General features: G+C 68.3%; 14 protein-coding genes. 1 reads left to right on the forward strand and 13 read right to left on the reverse strand.

What is annotated here, in order from left to right; translation table 11 throughout:
• Positions 1–50: 50 nt before the first annotated feature.
• Positions 51–788: a sulfite exporter TauE/SafE family protein gene (locus tag ACVCMG_RS13530; RefSeq protein ID WP_447114350.1), complete on the reverse strand. Its 738-nt coding sequence runs from the start codon at positions 786–788 to the stop codon at positions 51–53.
• A gap of 94 nt (positions 789–882) precedes the next feature.
• Positions 883–1,497 (reverse strand): cAMP-activated global transcriptional regulator CRP, encoded by a 615-nt coding sequence (crp, locus tag ACVCMG_RS13535; RefSeq protein WP_395136028.1) that lies wholly within the window; start codon positions 1,495–1,497, stop codon positions 883–885.
• 372 nt (positions 1,498–1,869) lie between these two features.
• Between crp and speD the strand changes: the two genes are divergently transcribed.
• Entirely contained in the window at positions 1,870–2,655 is a 786-nt protein-coding gene (gene speD / locus ACVCMG_RS13540; protein ID WP_136258246.1) for an adenosylmethionine decarboxylase, read from the forward strand.
• Positions 2,656–2,866: 211 nt separating this feature from the next.
• Here the strand turns inward: speD and ACVCMG_RS13545 are convergent, their stop codons facing one another.
• From ACVCMG_RS13545 to dgcA, 11 genes are all read right to left on the reverse strand, one after another.
• Positions 2,867–3,784 carry a branched-chain amino acid transaminase gene (locus ACVCMG_RS13545; RefSeq protein WP_395120145.1) on the reverse strand — a complete coding sequence of 306 codons (918 nt, stop codon included), beginning with the start codon at positions 3,782–3,784 and terminating at the stop codon, positions 2,867–2,869.
• Between the two features lie 54 nt (positions 3,785–3,838).
• Positions 3,839–4,438 (reverse strand): DUF4124 domain-containing protein, encoded by a 600-nt coding sequence (locus tag ACVCMG_RS13550; RefSeq protein ID WP_447110594.1) that lies wholly within the window; start codon positions 4,436–4,438, stop codon positions 3,839–3,841.
• 130 nt (positions 4,439–4,568) lie between these two features.
• Positions 4,569–5,393: a methylenetetrahydrofolate reductase [NAD(P)H] gene (gene metF / locus ACVCMG_RS13555; protein WP_395120143.1), complete on the reverse strand. Its 825-nt coding sequence runs from the start codon at positions 5,391–5,393 to the stop codon at positions 4,569–4,571.
• Positions 5,394–5,469: 76 nt separating this feature from the next.
• A complete protein-coding gene (locus tag ACVCMG_RS13560; protein WP_447114351.1) occupies positions 5,470–6,717 on the reverse strand; it encodes a carboxylate--amine ligase in 1,248 nt (415 codons plus the stop codon).
• 98 nt (positions 6,718–6,815) lie between these two features.
• The gene (locus tag ACVCMG_RS13565) at positions 6,816–8,510 is read right to left on the reverse strand and encodes a thiamine pyrophosphate-binding protein (protein WP_447114352.1); all 1,695 of its coding nucleotides are present in this window, start codon (positions 8,508–8,510) and stop codon (positions 6,816–6,818) included.
• Entirely contained in the window at positions 8,507–9,565 is a 1,059-nt protein-coding gene (locus tag ACVCMG_RS13570) for a GNAT family N-acetyltransferase (protein WP_395120140.1), read from the reverse strand. Before ACVCMG_RS13570 ends, ACVCMG_RS13565 begins: the two co-directional genes overlap by 4 nt.
• 295 nt (positions 9,566–9,860) lie before the next feature.
• The gene (locus ACVCMG_RS13575) at positions 9,861–11,561 is read right to left on the reverse strand and encodes an N-acyl-D-amino-acid deacylase family protein (protein WP_395120139.1); all 1,701 of its coding nucleotides are present in this window, start codon (positions 11,559–11,561) and stop codon (positions 9,861–9,863) included.
• A gap of 116 nt (positions 11,562–11,677) precedes the next feature.
• A complete protein-coding gene (locus ACVCMG_RS13580; RefSeq protein WP_395120138.1) occupies positions 11,678–14,218 on the reverse strand; it encodes a TonB-dependent receptor in 2,541 nt (846 codons plus the stop codon).
• A gap of 143 nt (positions 14,219–14,361) precedes the next feature.
• Positions 14,362–15,414 (reverse strand): DUF1611 domain-containing protein, encoded by a 1,053-nt coding sequence (locus tag ACVCMG_RS13585; protein WP_447114353.1) that lies wholly within the window; start codon positions 15,412–15,414, stop codon positions 14,362–14,364.
• Position 15,415: 1 nt separating this feature from the next.
• Positions 15,416–16,930 (reverse strand): N-acyl-D-amino-acid deacylase family protein, encoded by a 1,515-nt coding sequence (locus tag ACVCMG_RS13590; protein ID WP_447114354.1) that lies wholly within the window; start codon positions 16,928–16,930, stop codon positions 15,416–15,418.
• A gap of 29 nt (positions 16,931–16,959) precedes the next feature.
• Positions 16,960–17,949, reverse strand: a complete 990-nt coding sequence (gene dgcA / locus ACVCMG_RS13595) for an N-acetyl-D-Glu racemase DgcA (RefSeq protein ID WP_395120135.1) — start codon at positions 17,947–17,949, stop codon at positions 16,960–16,962.
• Positions 17,950–17,981 lie beyond the last annotated feature (32 nt).

The raw sequence follows: 17,981 nt of genomic DNA on the forward strand, positions 1-17,981 counted from the left end.
GCCCGCCGGCTCGTGCTCAATGGGATGAAACATGGCGGGCGGTGCCCGCCCTACGCGTGCAGCAGCTGCACCAGGCTGATCGCCACGATCAAGGTGCCCACCGCGGCCATCACCGCGCGTTCGGGCAGGTGGCGCACCAGCCAGGCGGCAAACGGCGCGGCCAGGACGCCGCCGGTGAGCAGGCCGAGCACGATCGGCCAGTGGCCGATGCCGACGTGCCACACCAGCGTGGCGGAGATCGACGCGGTCACCACGAACTCCGCCGCGTTGACCGAGCCGATCGTCCGGCGCACGCCACCGCCGCGGGCGATCAGCGTGCTGGTGGCCAGTGGCCCCCAGCCGCCGCCACCGATCGCGTCGAGCAGGCCGGCGAAGAAGCCAAGCACGCCCGTGTGCTGCACCCGATGCCGGCTCAGCCGCTTGCCAAACGCGCGCAACAGGACCATCGCGCCGAGAACCAGCAGGTAGGCGTTGATGAACGGGCGGATCGTCTCGCCGGGCACGCTGGCGAGGAAGGTGGCGCCGAGCACGCCGCCGATCGCCCCGGGTATCGCCAACTGCCAGAACAGCGGCCAGCGCACGTTGCCGAACCATGCGTGCGAGGCGCCGGAAGCGCAGGTGGTGGCGATCTCGGCGGTGTGCACGGTGGCGCTGGCGACCGCCGGCGGCAGCCCCAGCGCCAGCAGGATCGAATTGGATACCAGCCCGTAGGCCATGCCCAGCGCCCCGTCCACCACCTGGGCGAGCAGGCCGATGCCGACGAAGAGGAAGAACTGATCGAAATCCAAGCGCCGTCTCGCAGCCGGGGCGGGAGACCATGCTCGACTGGCGGCCGTAAAAACCCGGTTCAGGCGAACCGGTGGCGGTGCCGGCCGGGCGTGGTCAGCGGGTGCCGCGGATCACGATGGTCTTGCCGGAGACGTCGATCATGCGCTGCTCTTCGAGCTGCTTGAGCACGCGGCCGACCATCTCGCGCGAGCAGCCCACGATGCGGCTCACTTCCTGGCGCGAGATGCGGATCTGCGTGCCGTCCGGGTGGGTCATCGCGTCGGGCTCGTCGCACAGGTCGAGCAGGGTGCGCGAGATGCGGTTGGTGACGTCCATGAACGCCATGCGGCTGACCTGGCGCGAGGTGCGCAGCAGGCGATTGGTGAGTTGGGCACCGATCGCGAACAGGATCTTGGGGCACTCCTCGCGCAGCGGGCCTTCCATCAGCTGGAACAGCCGCTCGTAGCTGACCTCGGCCATCTCGCACGGCGTGCGCGAGCGCACCACCGACTCGCGCTGGGCCTGCTCCACGAACAGGCCCATCTCGCCGATGAACTGGCCGCGGCTGATGTAGGCGAGGATCAATTCGCGGCCCTGCTCGTCCTCGGTGCATACCGCCAGCGAACCCTCGACCACGTAGTACAGCGTGTTGGCCGGATCGCCGGGACGGATGATCGCGGTCTTGCCCGGGTAGCGCCGGCGGTGGCAGAGCGCCAGGAAGCGCTCCATCGAGGCGGGGTCGGGGGCGAAGCCCAGCGGGGCCTGCGAGCGTTCGAAGGCCTGTTGCAACTGGTATTTCAGGTGTGGGGCCACGTCGACTCCTCAGGTCAGGCAAGGTTCTGCGGCGCTTGTCGCCTCCGCGGCAAGCGTGACCGCAATCACGTCAGCTTGTCCCGCATTATGGCAAACATGCCGATTGGCTGCAGGTTCATTTCCTGACGCGTTTGCCGCATACTTCGCGGTCTTTCGACAGCGGCAACGTCGAGAGCATGCCACCAACCAAGGGTCGCAGGCACCAGCCTGTGCTTCACACCAATCGCGGGGACCCTTGTCGCTAACCCGCCTCTACAGCCGGCCGCCATGGCCCATGGAGAGTCGCTCGTGGTCAAACCGCTTCCCCGTCTTCGCCTGCAGGGTTTCAACAACCTGACCAAGGCGCTGAGTTTCAACATCTACGACATCTGCTATGCGGTGTCCGAAGAACAGCGCCAGCGCTACATCGAATACATCGACGAGCAGTACGACGCCGACCGCCTGACCCAGATCCTCACCGACGTGGCCGAGATCATCGGCGCGAACATCCTCAACATCGCGCGCCAGGACTACGATCCGCAGGGCGCGTCGGTGACCATCCTCATTTCCGAGGAGCCGGTGGTGGAGAAGCTCGGCCGTGATTCGATCGCCGGCGCGGTGGTGGCGCACATGGACAAGAGCCACATCACCGTCCACACCTATCCGGAGACGCATCCGCACAACGGCATCGCCACCTTCCGCGCGGACATCGACGTGGCCACCTGCGGCGTGATCTCGCCGCTGAAGGCGCTGAACTACCTGATCGACAGCTTCGAGTCGGACATCGTGGTGTGCGACTACCGCGTGCGCGGCTTCACCCGCGACGTGAAGGGCAAGAAGCACTTCATCGACCACAAGATCAATTCGGTGCAGGACTACCTGGCGCGGCACATCCGGCAGAAGTACGAGATGTTCGACGTCAACGTGTACCAGGAGAACATGTTCCACACCAAGATGCACATCAAGGACTTCGACCTGGACACCTACCTGTTCGAGTCGCACGCGGACGACCTGTCGTTCAAGGAACGCCAGCGGATCGAGTCGCTGCTCCGGCGCGAGATCGAGGAACTGTTCCACGGTCGCAACCTGATGTGAACCAAGAAAACCCGCCGGAAGGCGGGTTTTTCGTATCAGGCCCGTGCGGGAATCCCGGCCGAAAATCCCTTCTCGCTTCGGCGGGTGAAAAGGAGGCGCGCAGCGCCGGAAAGGAACTGATTCAGGCGCAAAACTCCACTGCCGTCATTCCCGCGAAAGCGGGAATGACGAGCTTAAGTCAGTGCCATACGGGCTTGAGAGCGCTTCGCCGTCAGACCTGTTCCAGCCAGCCCCACTTGTCGTGGGTGCGGCCGTCGAACAGGCCGAAGAACAGCTCCTGCAGGCGCAGCGTGACGCGACCGGCCTTGCCGGCGCCGACCTGCTTGCCGTCGACCGAGCGGATCGGGGTGATCTCGGCGGCGGTGCCGCACATCAGCACCTCGTCGGCCAGGTACAGGTACTCGCGCGGGATGTCGCGCTCGACCACCTCGATGCCGTCCTCGCGGGCCAGCGTCTTGAGCGTGTCGCGGGTGATGCCGGCAAGGATCGAGGCGCTGGCCGGCGTGGTGTGCAGCACGCCGTCGAAGACCAGGAACAGGTTCTCGCCGGCGCCTTCGCTGAGCAGGCCGCTGGAGGAGAGCGCGATGCCTTCGCCGAAGCCGAGCCGGCGCGCCTCGCGCGCGATCAGCTGGCCGGAAAGATAATTGCCGCCGGCCTTGGCGCCGGCCGGGATGGTGTTCGGGGCGAAGCGCTGCCAGCTCGACACGCAGGCGTCGATGCCGTTCTGCAGCGCTTCCGGCCCGAGGTACGGGCCCATCGGCCAGGCGGCCACGGCCATGTCGATCGGCGTTTCGGCGGACAGGCCGAAGCCGCCCAGGCCGCGATACGCCACCGGGCGCAGGTAGGACGCACCGAGCCCGTTCTTGCGGATCACCTCGCGGCAGGCGGCGGCCAGCTCCTCGAACGAGTGCGGCAGCTGCATGTCGTAGATCTTGGCCGACAGGAACAGCCGGTTCAGGTGGTCGGTGAGGCGGAAGATCGCCGCGCCGTCGGGCGTGGCGTAACTGCGGATGCCTTCGAACACCGACGAACCGTAATGCAGCGCGTGCGACATCACGTGGGTAGTGGCTTCGGCCCACGGCTTGATGTGGCCGTTTTGCCAGATCCATTCGGGGTACTGCTGCGCCATGTTCGGTTCTCCATGAAGACTGCATATGATAGCGCGTCGCTGCGGGGGCGGCGTTTACGGCGCGTTGCGCAGCCACAGGCAGCCGGCCCGGCGCACGATGTCGAAACGCCACGTGGAACCCGCGCCGTCGGCGCCGGCGGTGTGCAGCACCAGTTGATCGGGCGCGGCGGTTGCCGCCGGAGCAGGGTCGCCGGCGAGGGGCGGCCAGTTGTCCGGCAACGCCGCGGCGGATGCCGCGGGAGCGGGCAGGTCGACCTGCAGCAGCGGTTGTTCCATCAGCGCGGTCAGCGCGCGGATGTCGGCAATCGCCGCACCGCGGCCGTAACCGTCCCACAGGATCAGCCCGCCCATGCGGACGCTGTCGCGCCGCGCGAACGCATCGATCACGCTCTGGCGCAGCTCCTCGATGTTGGCGGCACACAGCACCGGCGGCGGCCCGCTCGGCGCGGGGGTATCGGTGGGCGTCGCGGGGTTGAGCGGCGTGGCGCGCAGCGCGGCGCACGGCTGGTCGGTGAACACCGCGCCGCCGTTGGCGCCGATGCAACGATGGATCGGCGTCTGCGCCGCCGCGGGGGCGGTGCACGCAAGCAAGGCCAGGCTGAGCAGGGCGACCAGGCGCAACATCCGGTCAGCATAGCCGTCCCGCGGCGCCACGAACGACTTCCCGTTGGCGCATCACCATCGCAGTAGCCTGCTGGCGGGCGATGCTCTTGCTTGCAAATCACCGCCTCAAAGGCATCGCCCGCCAGCGGGCTCCTGCGGGAGGTTGTGCGCGGTGGTGGTTTCAGGCCAGCTGCTGCAACACCGCCTGCGTGGCGCGGGCGCGGTTGAGCGTGTAGAAGTGCAGCCCCGGCGCGCCGCCGTCGAGCAGGCGACGGCACAGTTGCGCCACCACCTCGGCGCCGAGCTCACGCACCGCGTCCGCATCGTCGCCGTGGGCCTGCATGCGCTTGGCGATCCAGCGGGGGATTTCCGCGCCGCACATTTCCGAGAAGCGCCTGAGCTGGCTGTAGTTGGAGATCGGCATGATGCCCGGCACGATCGGCACGTTCACGCCAAGTTTGCGCACGTCGTCGACGAAGCGGAAGTACGCATCCGGGTTGAAGAAATACTGGGTGATCGCGCCGTTGGCGCCGGCGTCGATCTTGGCCTTGAAGTGCATGAGGTCGCGCAGCGCGTCGTCGGCCTGCGGATGCGTCTCCGGGTAGGCCGCCACCTCGATGTGGAAATGGTCGCCGCAGTGCCGGCGGATGAAGGCCACCAGTTCGGCGGCGTAGCGGAAGTCGCCCGCCGTGGCCATGCCCGAGGGCATGTCGCCGCGCAACGCCACGATGCGCCGATAGCCCGCCGCGCGGTAGCCGTCGAGCAGCGCGGCGATCTCCGCCCGGGTGCCGCCCATGCACGACAGGTGCGGCGCCACGTTGAGCCCGTGCTGCGTATGCAGCCGCGCCACCGTGTCGCCGGTGTAGCTCAGCGTGGAACCGCCGGCGCCGAAGGTGACCGAGGCGTATTCGGGCTGGTGCGCCTTCAGCGCCTGCGCCGCGCGGTCGAGCTGCGCGCGCTGGTCGTCGGTCTTGGGCGGAAAGAATTCGAAGCTGATCGACGGCATCGCAAGGGTTCCGGGGTCACGGTGCCCGGCAGTATATATCTTCGATTCGCGATGGAGCGATATATGCCGTCCGGGTTCAGTTTGCCGGCGGCTCGTTCGGCGCGGCGGCCGGCGGTACCGGCGCCTCGCTGGGGCCGTGGTGGCGCCCGGTGCGGTGGGTGGCGATGCGCCACGCGCTGGACAGGCCTGGCAGCGGATCGTCGAAACGGAACGTGTGGTAATGCGCGTGCGCCCACTGCCGCAGGATCTTCGACCACGGCTCGCGGACCTGCCGCGACTGGCCGCGCACGGCGTTGATGTCGCGCTGCAGGTTCACGCAACCGGCGCCGACCACGTAATCCGGCGCGGCGGCATCGACCGGCAGGCCCAGCGCGTCCTGCCAGGCCATTTCGCACACGTTGACGCCGCAGCGCGCGGCGAACTCGACATAGGTCCAGGCGCGCGTGTTCACCTCGAGGATGCGGAACTGGCCGTCGCGCGCGTCGCGCTTGAACTCGGCGCTGAAGATGCCGCGGTAATCCACCTTCGCCAGCAGCGCGGTCAGGTTGGTCGCCGCCGGCTCGACCTGGGCCAGCGGGATGCTCTCGCAGTACGAGCTGTTGCCGAAGTCGGCCGGGTGGATGCGGAAGCGTCGCCGCGCGAACAGGCCGGTGAAACGTCCCTGCGCGTCGCGGAAGCCGTCCACAAAATAATGGTCGGCGGCGGTGCCGGGCACGTACTCCTGCGCCATCAGGCGGAAGCCCAGGCCGTGCAGGCGCTGCCAGGTTTCCAGCAGCTCCTCGCGGCTGTGTACCCACACGCCCTTGATGCCCAGCACGTCGCTGAACTTCTGCGAGTTGACCGGCTTGATGAAGACGCGGTCGAGCCGCTCGAACGGCATCGCCGCGATGTCCGCCGCGCTGTCGATGCGGTAGGTCGGCGGGTGCGGCATGCCGGTTTCGGCCAGCAGCGCGGCGAAGCGCGACTTGTCCTGCAGCAGTTCCTGCGTCTGCCGCGAGCAGGTGCTGGTGCGGAAGCGCTGGCCCAGCTCGCTCTGCGGCAGGTCGGCCAGCCACAGTGCGGCGTCGTCGGCGCCGGCGATCAGCACCGCCTCGTCCAGCGGCAGGTCGCGCAGGTGATCCAGCGCCTGCGGACCGGGCACGCCATCCCACGCCGTCCGTCCGGGCGTGGGCCGGAACCAGCGCGAGCGCGTCACCTGGTCGCCCGCGCGGCAGGCCACGTAGGTCGGGATGCCGGCCAGTTTCAGACAACGCAGGATGCCCAACGCTGTGGGGCCGCAGCCCATCACGATCGCCGGCACGTGCCGCCCGTCCCGCTTGCCCATGGATGTTTCCCCTGATCGCCGCATGCGTGCGCTCGACGCCGCGCCTGTGCGGCCATGCTAGCACCCGCGATGGCCACCGGGCCGCCGCGCGTGGGGGTTCAACGGCGCAGGCGGCGCCACCACGTGCGCAGCCGCGAACCGCGCAGCCGGCTCTTGGCACGCAACCAGTGCATCGGTGCGGAATCGCCCACGCGCACCTCGACCAGGGTCACGCCGGGCGCCTCGATCGCCGCGGCCAGGGTGGCCTGCGCATCGCCTTGCAGGCGTACGTGCGTGGCACCGACGGCCGCGGCCAGGGCGGCGACGTCGACGCTGTCGAACTCGGTGCCGTACGCATGGCCCGAGCCGGCCAGTTGCTGCATGCGGATCAGGCCGTAGGCGCCGTCGACGAACACGATCACGGTCAGCCGCAGCCGTTCGCGCACCGCGGTGAGCAGCTCCAGCCCGGACATCGCCAGGCCGCCGTCGCCGACCAGCGCCACCACCGGCCGCGCCGGATCGGCCAGGCAGGCGCCGATCGCGGCGCCGATGCCGAAGCCCATCGACTGCAGGTTGGTCGGCACGATCAGGCCGCGCGGGCACAGCACCGGGAAGTGGCGGCGCGCCAGGCCCTGGTGTTGGCCGGAGTCGGTGAGCAGGCAGCCCTGCCGTGGCAGCGCCTGGCGCAGCGCGGCGAAGAACGCCTGCGGCTGGCCGCCGTCCACGCCGTGGATGCGCGGCTCGACCCGCCGCCGGTCGCGCTCGTCGTCGGCGCGCCGTCGCCACTGCGCGATCTCGTCGTGGCTGAAGCCGGCATGGCCAGGCTTGGTCTGCAGCCGTTGCAGGAGGGCGGCCAGGAAGGTCGCCGCGTCCGCGCATATCGCGTGGCGCGCGGGATAGTTGGCGCCCAGCACGGCGGCACTGGCGTCGACGTGGATGAGTTTTTCCGGCGGCAGCCGCAGCTCGAAGCCGCGGCTGCCGTTGTGCGAGAACTTGCAGCCGATCGCCAGCACCGCGCCGCTGGCCTCGACCAGCGCGTTCAGCGTGCCGCACTCGTTGCCGGCGAACGCGAAGCCGAGCGACAGCGGGTGATCCTCGGCCACCACGCCGCGCCCCGAGGTGGTGGTGACCACCGCGGCGGACAGCGTTTCGGCCAGCTGCGTGGCCAACCCGGCCGCGGCGGCGCAGCCCTGGCCGAGCAGCAGCATGCAGCGACCGGCCTGGCGCAGCGTGGCCAGCACGGCGTCGAGTGCGGCCTCGTCGAGCGGTGGCGGCGAAGGAGGCGCGACATCTGCCAGCGGCGCCGCTTCGCGCAATGCATCGCTCGCGAACTGCACCAGCACCGGACCGGGTTCGCCGGCGCCGGCCTGTGCGTGTGCCGCGAGCAACGCGGGGGCGATCCCGGTGGCATGGTCGACGTGGTACTGGCCCTTGCTCAGCGGGCCGGCGATCGCCGCCTGGTCCAGCGCCTGCAACTGGAACTGCTGTCCGGGCGAGCGTGCCGGCTGCATGGTGAGGTGCAGCAGCGCGGCCGAATCCAGCGCCGCCTCCGCCAGCCCGGTCAGTGCCCAGGTGAAGCCCGGGCCGGGAATCGTCAGCAAGGCGGCGATCCGCCCCGAGGCGCGGTAGTAGCCGTTGGCCATCATCGCTGCCGACAACTCGTGGGTGGCCACGACACTGCGCAGCGGGGCGCGGCGCAGCGCCTCGTACAGACCCGTGGTCTGCGTGCCGGGCAGGCCGAACACGCAATCGACGCCGGCGCGCGTCAGCGTGGCGCAGACCAGTTCGGCCCCGGAAACCACGGGCTCGCTCATTCGGCCATGCCGGTGGGGCGGCGCAGGGCACGGTGCACGCCGCGGCGGGCGCGCTGCGGCAGCGTGGTTGCCCAGTCGCCGAGGCGGAAGCGGATGTCGTCGGCGCGCGAGACCTCCAGGCACAGCGACAGCTCGCCGCCCATCTGCGACTTGAACGTCGTGACGGGGTTGAGTTCGGCGTCGGTCAGGTCGTTGGCGCGGTAGCCCTCGGCGGCCAGGTGTTCCAGCGCGCGCCAGCGCAGGAACGCCGATGCGCCCAGGCTCAGCAACGCAGCCTCGGCGCCGGCGCAGACGGTGTGGCTGACCGGGTGCGGCCCGGTCAGCACCAGCTGGCTGGCGGCCACGCGGCCGTCGGGCATCCGTGCGTGGTAGAGCCGGCCCAGGTTGCGTTCGCGCAGGGTTTCCACGAAGCGGCGGAACGCCTCGCGCGGCAGGTACAGCGGCGCACCCTTGCGCTCGTGGGTCTGCAGGTGCAGGTGGTGGAAGGCGTCGAAGTCGTCGTCCATGCTCAGTTGCAGGCCCTGCTCGGTGCAGCGCCCGATCAGCCGGCGATGGTTCTTGTCCACCCGCGTCCATGCGCTGGCGAGGTCGCTGATGTCTACCACATAAGTGTAGGTCGGCTGCACGCTCCAGCCGCGCGACTGGAACGTGCGCAGGTCGGTGCAGGTGGAGCGGCTCTTGAAGCGCAGCCGCCCCAGCGGCAGGCGCGCAAGCGCGTGCTCCAGCGCATCCATGGTCTGCAGCCGGCGCGAGGTGGCAGTGGCCGGGCAGCTGCAGGCATGCGGCACCAGCACCAGGCCGTTGTAGTAGAGCAGCCGCCGCGGCGACACGAAGGCGCCGCGGCGGTCGCTGCATTCGAACAGCGCGATGCCGCCCACGATGTGGTCGTCGCGCTCGGCGGCGAGCACGCGGAAGCGGCCGCCGGTGGCGGCGCACAGCGCGTCGAGATACTCGGGCAGCGAATACACGCTGCCATCGGGGGAGGCGGCGACCGCGGCGACCCAGCGCGGATAATCCGCGGGATCGAGTATGCGGGTTGTCGGTAGCGTGGCCATCGTCGCGCGTCCTTTTCGCTGGAGAGAGCGTCAGCGAGGCGCCTGTCGAGGCGCCGTTCCACCGTTGAGGGTTCCCCTGCGAACCTCCCGGCGGCTGTCTGCTCGCCCGCCGGTGCGCCATCCTAGGCCACCGCACGGCTTGCGTGCAAAGCCCTCCGGCAGCCGGCTGCGCCGCCATGCGCGTACGGTGCCAATAAGAGAGCGGCCCGAAGGCCGCTTGAAGGGTGGGGTGCAGGGAGTTGCCGAATCAGCTCTTGCCACCGAAACCCCAGTACCCGTTCCTTTCGGAATTCGGCTATCTGCCGGAGTAAGCCGGACCGCGCAATACCACTCCCGGCAGCGCGTCCGTCATCTTGCCGCCATCGATCACCGGGACCCCGTTGACCAGCACATATTGCATCCCGACCGACAGCTGGTTCGGGTCGGTGAAGGTGGCGACATCGCGGGTCGCAGCCGGGTCGAACACGACAATGTCTGCCCACATGCCCTGCTTGAGCACGCCGCGATCCGTCAGATGCACACGCTGGGCCGCCAATGCGCTGAACTTGCGGATGGCGTCCGGAAGCGTGAGCAGCTTCTGCTCACGCACGTACCTGGCGAGAATGCGCGGAAAGGTGCCGTAGGCGCGTGGATGCGGACGATCCTTGCCGAGCAGGCCATCCGGCGAGGTTCCCTCATAGTCCGTGTCGATCGAAACCCACGGCTGCTTCAGCGCCAGCTCGACATCGGACTCCTGCATGCCGAACACCACCGAACTGGTGGCGGCGTTGTCCTTGATCAGGAAGTCGCAGATCGTGTCGATCGGATCCTCGTGCCACTCCGCTGCAATCTCACTGACCCGCTTGCCGACGTACTTCTGCAACGCCTTGTTGTTGACGCTGCCGATCATGATGCCGTGCGCCCGCTCGATGGCCGCGAGCCACTCGTTGTCCCAGGCCTCGCTGGGAGTGAGCATGTCCTTGCGGATGCGCGCACGCGTGGCCGGATTCTTCAGGCGTTCGATCAGTTTCAGGTTGCCGCCGTCATGGGCCCAGGGCGGGATGAAGGCCGACAGATCGTTCTGCCACGCGGTATAGGCGTAGGTGTCCGCCGCCACGTCGACGCCGCTGGCACGAGCCGCGTCGATGCGCGCGATCACCTGTGCCATCTTGCCCTTGAGATTGCCGGTGGCCTTGAGATGGAAAATCTCCACCGGAATATCCGCCTCGCGGCCGATCCGGAAGGTTTCGTCCAGCGCAGCCATCTCGGCATCGCCCTCGTTGCGCATGTGGGTCGCGTAAATGCCGCCATGGCGTGCGGCAACCCTCGCCAGGGCGATCAACTCGTCGGTTCCGGCGTAAGGCGCCGGCGTGTACTCCAGCGCAGTGGACAGCCCCAGCGCACCCTGCTTCATCGCGTCCGCGACCAGCGCCTGCATCTTCTTCAACTCGTCCGGCGTGGGTGCGCGATTCTCGTAGCCCATGACCATCTCGCGCACTGAAGTGGCGCCCACGTACGTGCCTACGTTGATGCCCATGCCTTGCTTTTGCAGGCGCGCGAAATATTGTTCGAACGTGCGCCAGTCCGGCGTTATCCGATAATGCGCGTACGCCGCCTGGCGTTGCCTGATCATCTCGGCGTCGAGCGGCGCCACCGATTCGCCTTCTCCGGTGATCTCGGTGGTGATGCCCTGGAAGATCTTCGACGGCACATGCGGATCGACCAGCATGGTGACTTCCGATTGACCAAGCATGTCGATGAATCCCGGCGCCACGACCAGGCCGTGGGCGTCGATCACCCGCCTGGCATGCGCGTCGGCGAGGTTGCCGATCGCGGCGATGCGACCATCCTTCACGGCGATATCGGCCGCGTACCAGGGCGAACCCGTACCGTCGATGATGTGGCCGTTGCGGATGATGGTGTCGTACTCGACGCCGGCAGCCGCAGATGGCATCGCTGTCGACAGCCCGATGGCCGCGACGATCGACATGCAGGCGGTGCGAATGAAGACGGGCATGAACCACTCCCCTCAAAGGGCCATCTGTCGGCGAGGCGTTGCCCGCCATCGGGCGGGCGACGAAAAGCCCTGGCCGACGCCAGGGCGTTCGTCCGGTGCGGCAATCGACCGCTCGACTAGAAATCCTGCTTGAAGCTGATGCCGAACGTGCGCGGCTGGCTGAAGCCCGTGTACACCTGTCCATTCGGGTATTCCGGCACCACGCCGTGCGCACCGCAAACCGTTACCGCGCACTCGGAGAACTTGTACAGCGCGGCGCGCTTGTCGAACACGTTGTTGATGTAGGCAGTCACCGACCAGTTGTCCCCCTGGAGACCGGCGGAGAGGTCGACCGAATTGTAGGCAGGCAGCCCGCCGTAGAGGCTGCGATCGAGCAGGAGCAGGCTCGTCGTGCGGTCCCCCACATGCGTCAATGCGCCCTGGACGAAGCCACTCTTGCTGCCGACATCAAAGGTATAACGCGCGATGAGGTTGCCCTTGAATCGTGGCGTGATGGGCAGGCGGGTGCCCGTTGGTGCCAGCGGCCCGTCCACCGTGTCGCCCGTTTGTGTATTGATCGAGCCGGCCGGACAGTCGGTGACGGGGCGGTTGTTGTTGTCGGTGAATCCGCAGTAGTTGGCGGTCAACTTGGCGTCATACAGCGCGATGCCGGCGCTCAGCTGCAGGTTGTAGGTCGCCTGCCAGTTCAGCTGCGACTCCAGTCCGTCGATGCGAGCCGAATTCGCATTGAGGATTTCGGAAATACCGTTCGGACCCGTGATGTCGAACTGGAAATTATCCCAGGTCTCGCGGAACAAGGCCCCGTTGAAGGTCAGCCGATTGTCGAACCACGAGGTCTTCCAGCCGAGTTCGACGTTGGTCAGGAAATCCGCCTGGTAGGGCGGCAGCGACGCGTTGCGATTGATGCCACCCGGGCGATAGCCCTCGGACCGGGTGAAATAGACCATGGCATGGGGTGTGGCATGCCAGGTCAGGTTGACCTTGTTGAGCGACCCGCCTTGCTTCACCCGCTTGTTGAAGTCCAGACAGGGCGCGCCCTCGAATGGCTCGGGTGAGATGCAGCCGGCCTCGCCGTAACTCGAGCCGGGGAAATAGCCCTCGCTGAAACCGAAGAAGCCGTAAAAGCTGCCGCTGTCGCGGTAATAGCGCTCGCCGATCGTGCCCGTGAGGACATCGGGGATGAAGTCCCACGACAGTTCGCCGTACACCGACTGGTCGCGATCGTAGCGGACCTGCCGGCTCAGATAGAGGGTGTCAGGCCAGCCGGTAACCGTCAGCGAATCGGCCAGGCCGCTGATCTTGTACTGGTACTGGATATCGTGTTTCAGCTTCTGCCAGAACGCGCCAGCGACCAGACGCAGGCGATCGTCGCTGGGCGAGACAAGACGCAGTTCGTGGCTGTTGTTGGTGTAGTGATCGCGGAAAAACGGATGCTGCGACGGATCGATCAGGTCTCCGCCGTTATCGTAAAAATAGACACCGGAGCCGTACAGCGTGTCGTACCAGAATGAGTAGTCCGTGTAGTCGGACTCCTGCTCCTGATTGCGCTTGAGATGCGCGTAGGCATAGGTCATATCGAAATTGCCGATCTTGCCTTGCACGGTCAGCGCGCCCTGCCACCAGCGATCGTTGTTGCGCTCGGGAAAGAAGTGCGTGACGGCGAGATCGCCCACGCTCGGATCGCTGGAAGATGAACCGTGCGAGATCGTCTGTTGCCCCATCAGTGTCGGGCTGATCGACCAGTTGTCGTTCAGGTCCACTTTCAGCGCGGCGCGTGCGCCCTGGGTGTCGGCGTCGTTGTAGTGCTTGCGGGCGTGTCCGTGGCATTGCAGCAGCACGCCGGGGGTGCAGTCGTCGGCGTTGCTGATGGTAATGCCGGAAGACGGGTAGGTACGCGTGCCGGCCTTGTTGTCGATGTAGCCCGCATCGTGTTCGCGCCAACCCACGAGGCGGATGGCGGCACTCTTGCTGAGCGGAATATTGACCATGCCCTCGACGGTGGAGCCGATGCCACCGTGTGCAACCTTGTTGGCGCCGAGCGTGTAGTTTGCCGCGAAAGCGGCGGGGTCGGGCGTGTTGGTGATGATGCGCAACGCACCGGCTTCGGCGCTGGCGCCATACAACGTACCCTGCGGTCCTGCCAGCACCTCGATGCGGGCGATGTCGTACATGTGGATATCGACCGGCCCCTGGATCGTGGTGATCGGCTGGTTGTCGAGGTACATGCCGACGCTCGGCCGCGACCCGGTATAGTCCCCGCCGCTGCCGCTGCTGACACCGCGCATGTAGATGATGGCAAAGCCTTGCGCGCCATTGCCGCCACCGTTGTCCTGAAAGGACACGCTGGGCAGGTACTTCACGTAGTCCTTGAAGTTCTGGACGTGCAGGGCCTCGAGTTGATCCTGTGCCAGCACGTTGATGCTGATCGGCACCTTCTGCAGATCCTCGGTGCGCCTCTGCGCGGTCACCGTGACCGTACCCAGGGTCTTGACCTTTTGCGCTGCCGCCGAGGTCGTCGCGGCCGATGCGGGCTGCTCGGCAACATCCTGGGCGAGCGCCGGTGCGGCCACGGCAAAACCGATCGCCGCCGCGAGCGGCAAGCGCGCCAGCATCACCCGTTGCGCCTTGCCACCACACTTGAAATGACCTTTGGACATGATCTGCTACCTCCCCCGTGAGCGTAACGGAGCAACCAAACCTGCCGAGCCTTATCGCAACCTGATGAAATGCCCCGTGGGCCTCGCAGGCGCGTCGCCATGGGAACAGGCCAGCACGGTGGCCATGGCCGGAGTCTTGCGTTTCATGGGTGATCCCCCGGGGTGTGTGGACTTGCCTGCGGGAGATCGGGCGCTTCCGCGAGCAGCGCTTCGACGACCGCGTCGGCACCGGTCGCGATCGGGTCGAAGACGACCAGGCCGGTTTCCGCGTGCGCGCGGGCGAACGCGTCCGCGCGTTGGCTTTCGCTCATGCCGTGCGTGTTGAGCGCGACGGCGATGCAGCGTGCGGCGCGGTTGGTCAGGCGCGCGGCCTGTTCGTTGGCGGCGATGCAGGCGGTGAGCGTCGGCAGCGGATAGTCCGGATAGCCGTCGATGTGCGTGCGTCGCGGGTCGTGGCACAGCACGAGTGCGTCCGGCTGCGAGCCGTGCAGCAGGGCGAGGCTGACGCCGGCATAGGCCGGGTGGAACAGCGAGCCCTGGCCTTCGATCACGTCCCAGTGCCCGGGCTCGTTGTCGGGCGACAGCGCTTCGGCCGCACCGGCGGCGAAATCGGCGACGACCGCGTCGATCGCGACGCCGGCGCCGGCGATGAGGATGCCGGTCTGCCCGGTCGCGCGAAAATCGGCGGCGATGCCGCGTCGCGCGAAGGCGCGGTGAATGGCCAGCGCGGCGTACTTCTTGCCGACCGCGCAATCGACGCCGACCATCAGCATCCGGCGGCCGCTGCGCTTGCGGCCGGAGCCGACGTCGAAATGCGTGTCGGCGTGGCGCACGTCGAACAGCCGCACGCCGGCCAGGCGCGCGGCCGCGGCAATCCGCGGATTCTCGCCGAGGCGTGCATGCATGCCGCTGGCAATGTCGAGGCCGGCGTGGATCGCGGCCAGCAGGGTGTCGATCCACGCCTCGTCGAGCGCACCGCCGAAGGTGGCCACGCCGATCACCAGCGTGCGCACGCCGGCGGCGGCGGCCGCGGCCGGCGTCATGTCAGGCAGGCCGAGGTCGACCGTGTCGGCGTCGAGCCGGCATTGCCCGGCGCACAGTTCCGGGCGCCAGTCGAGAATGCCGCTGGCCGTCTTGGCGTCGAGGCGGTGCGGGGTGTTGCCGAGGAAGAGCAGGTATGGGGCGGCGATCTGCATGTCAGCGTGCCTCCCGGCGGCGCAACACCTGGCCCGGACGGGCGCCGGTCGCCTTGCCGTCGGCGAGGACCGCGATGCCGTTGACCCACACGCGCGCGATGCCGACCGACAGCTCGTGCGGCTTCTCGTAGGTGGCGCGGTCGGCCACCGTGCGCGGATCGAACAGGACGAGGTCGGCCGCCGCGCCGACGCGGATCTGGCCGCGGTCGCGCAGGCCCATGTGCTGCGCTGCCAGTCCGGTCATCTTGTGCACGGCCTGCTCGAGCGTCAGCATCTTCTGCTCGCGCACGTACATGCGCAGCACGCGCGGGAACGTGCCGTAGCCGCGCGGGTGCAGGCCGTCGAGGCTGCCGTCGGAACAGATGTTCGCCTGCGGCCAGGCGATGAACTTCGCGATGTCGCGCTCGTCCATGCTGCGGCTGATGACCTGCGCGGTGCTGTGGGCCGCTTCCGATTCGCGGATCAGGGCCATCACCGTATCCGCGTCGTCGGTGCCCCGCAGGCGCGCGATATCGGCCACGCTCTTGCCGACCAGGTCCGGTTCGGGCTTGAACTGCGACAGGCGCAGGCCGTCGGCCGGGGAGAGGTGCTTGAGCACGAATTCGGCGGTCGCGCGGTTCCCGAAGTCGCGCTCGGGCCACAGCACGATCAACTCGCTGTGCCAGCTGTCGTAGGGATAGATGTCGAGCGTCGCGTCGACGCCTTCGGCGCGCGCCTTGTCGAGCAGGCCCAGGAAGCGGTCGGCCTGGCCCCACCAGTCGGTCATCGCCAGCTTGGCGTGGCTGACCTGCACCGGGATCTTCGCCTCGCGGCCGATCGTCAGCAGTTCGTCGAGCGCGTCCCAGACCTTGCGGTCCTCGCTGCGCATGTGGCTGATGTAGCGGCCACCGTAGGGCGCAGCGGCGTCGGCGAGCGCGAGCACCTCGGCGCGCTTGGAGTAGATGCCCGAGTCGTATTCAAGGCCGGTCGACAGGCCGAGCGCGCCGGCCTTCATGTCGGCGGCGAGCAGGTGGCGCATCGCCTGTACCTGTGCTGGCGTCGCCGCGTGGCTGGCGTCGGCGCCCATCACCGCCGCGCGCAGCGAGTTGTGGCCCGCGTACGAGGCGATGTTGATCGCCGCCGGCCTGGCGCCGTAGCGGCGGAACAGGTCGGCGATCGGCTCCTGCGAGAAGCCGTCCTGGCCGACGACGATCGTGGTGACGCCCTGGCTGGTCACCGGCAGCGCGTCGAGCTGGCTGTCGAGGCCGCGGTCGTGGTGGCTGTGCGTGTCGATGAACCCCGGCGCGAGCACCAGACCGCGGGCATCGACCACCTGTTCGCCACGCTGCGCTGCGAGTTCGCCGATGGCGGCGATGCGGCCGTCGGCGACGCGCACGTCGACGTGCCGGGCCGCGGCGCCGGTGCCGTCGACGACGACGGCATGGCGCACGATGAAGTCGGCCGCCGCTGCACGGCCGGCTGGCAACACGACCAGCGGTGCGACCAGCAGCAGCGAGATCAGTGTTCGGCTCGTCATGGCATCGGTTCTCCTGGAAAACATGCGGTTCAGCCCCACAGCGCCGCGCTGGGTGGCGAGACGAGGCCACGCTGGTAGTGCAGGCCCGGGTCGCGGTCGCGGCCGATGAGGAGCGGGCCATCGAGATCGACGAAGCGTGCGGCACCGGCGACGAGCGTCGCCGGCGCCATGCCGAGCGACGTCCCCTCCATGCAGCCCACCATCAACCCGAAGCCGAGCTGGCGCGCGCGGGCGGTCATGCGCAGCGCCTCGGTCAGGCCACCGGTCTTGTCCAGCTTCACGTTGACCAGGTCGTAGCGGCCGCGCAGCGCGTCGAGGTCGGCGCCGACGTGCGCCGACTCGTCGGCGCAGACCGGCACGCGGCGTTCGATCCGCGCCAGCGCGTCGTCCTTGCCCACGGGCAGCGGCTGCTCGACCATCGCGACATGCGCGGCCTGCAGCGCCGGCATGACGCCGGCGAGCAACACCGGGTCCCAGGATTCATTCGCGTCGATGACCAGGGTCGCCGCCGGAGCGGCATCGCGCACGGCCGCGACGCGGGCGACGACGTCGTGCGCATCGAGCTTCAGCTTGATCAGGGCGCCGTCGCCGTCGGTGGCGACGATCGCGCGCGCCTTGTCCGCCTGCTGCGCCGCTTCGCCCACGCTGATGGTCTGTGCGGTGCGCACCTGGCCCGGGGCGGGGACTCCGATCAGCTCCCAGACACGCTGCTTCGCCAGTTTCGCGCGCAGATCCCAGAACGCACAGTCGACCGCGTTGCGCGCGGCGCCGGCCGGCACGCGATCGTGGATGCGGTCCCATGACTCGCCGCGGGCGAGGCGGGCGAGCAGTTCGCGCACGGTCTTCATCACCCCGTCCACGCTCTCGCCGTAGAACGCTGTGGGCGTGCATTCGCCGCGGCCGACGGCACCATCGCACGACAGCGTTGCCACGATGACGTCGGCATGCAGGTAGGTCTCGTGCGCGATGACGAATGGCGCGGCGAGCTCCCAGCGTTCGTGGCGAACCTCGGTCTGCATGCAAATCGGCCTCTGGACGAGTATGCACAATT

The organism is Rhodanobacter sp. UC4451_H18, from assembly GCF_052978225.1.

Excerpts from the sequence above, each read along its gene's own strand:
- ACVCMG_RS13575 (WP_395120139.1), bottom strand. The coding sequence starts at position 11,561 with ATGCCCGTCTTCATTCGCACCGCCTGCATGTCGATCGTCGCGGCCATC.
- ACVCMG_RS13570 (WP_395120140.1), bottom strand. The coding sequence starts at position 9,565 with ATGGCCACGCTACCGACAACCCGCATACTCGATCCCGCGGATTATCCG.
- dgcA (WP_395120135.1), bottom strand. The coding sequence starts at position 17,949 with ATGCAGACCGAGGTTCGCCACGAACGCTGGGAGCTCGCCGCGCCATTC.
- ACVCMG_RS13545 (WP_395120145.1), bottom strand. The coding sequence starts at position 3,784 with ATGGCGCAGCAGTACCCCGAATGGATCTGGCAAAACGGCCACATCAAG.
- ACVCMG_RS13590 (WP_447114354.1), bottom strand. The coding sequence starts at position 16,930 with ATGACGAGCCGAACACTGATCTCGCTGCTGCTGGTCGCACCGCTGGTC.
- ACVCMG_RS13585 (WP_447114353.1), bottom strand. The coding sequence starts at position 15,414 with ATGCAGATCGCCGCCCCATACCTGCTCTTCCTCGGCAACACCCCGCAC.
- ACVCMG_RS13565 (WP_447114352.1), bottom strand. The coding sequence starts at position 8,510 with ATGAGCGAGCCCGTGGTTTCCGGGGCCGAACTGGTCTGCGCCACGCTG.
- crp (WP_395136028.1), bottom strand. The coding sequence starts at position 1,497 with ATGGAGCGCTTCCTGGCGCTCTGCCACCGCCGGCGCTACCCGGGCAAG.
- metF (WP_395120143.1), bottom strand. The coding sequence starts at position 5,393 with ATGCCGTCGATCAGCTTCGAATTCTTTCCGCCCAAGACCGACGACCAG.
- ACVCMG_RS13580 (WP_395120138.1), bottom strand. The coding sequence starts at position 14,218 with ATGTCCAAAGGTCATTTCAAGTGTGGTGGCAAGGCGCAACGGGTGATG.
- ACVCMG_RS13560 (WP_447114351.1), bottom strand. The coding sequence starts at position 6,717 with ATGGGCAAGCGGGACGGGCGGCACGTGCCGGCGATCGTGATGGGCTGC.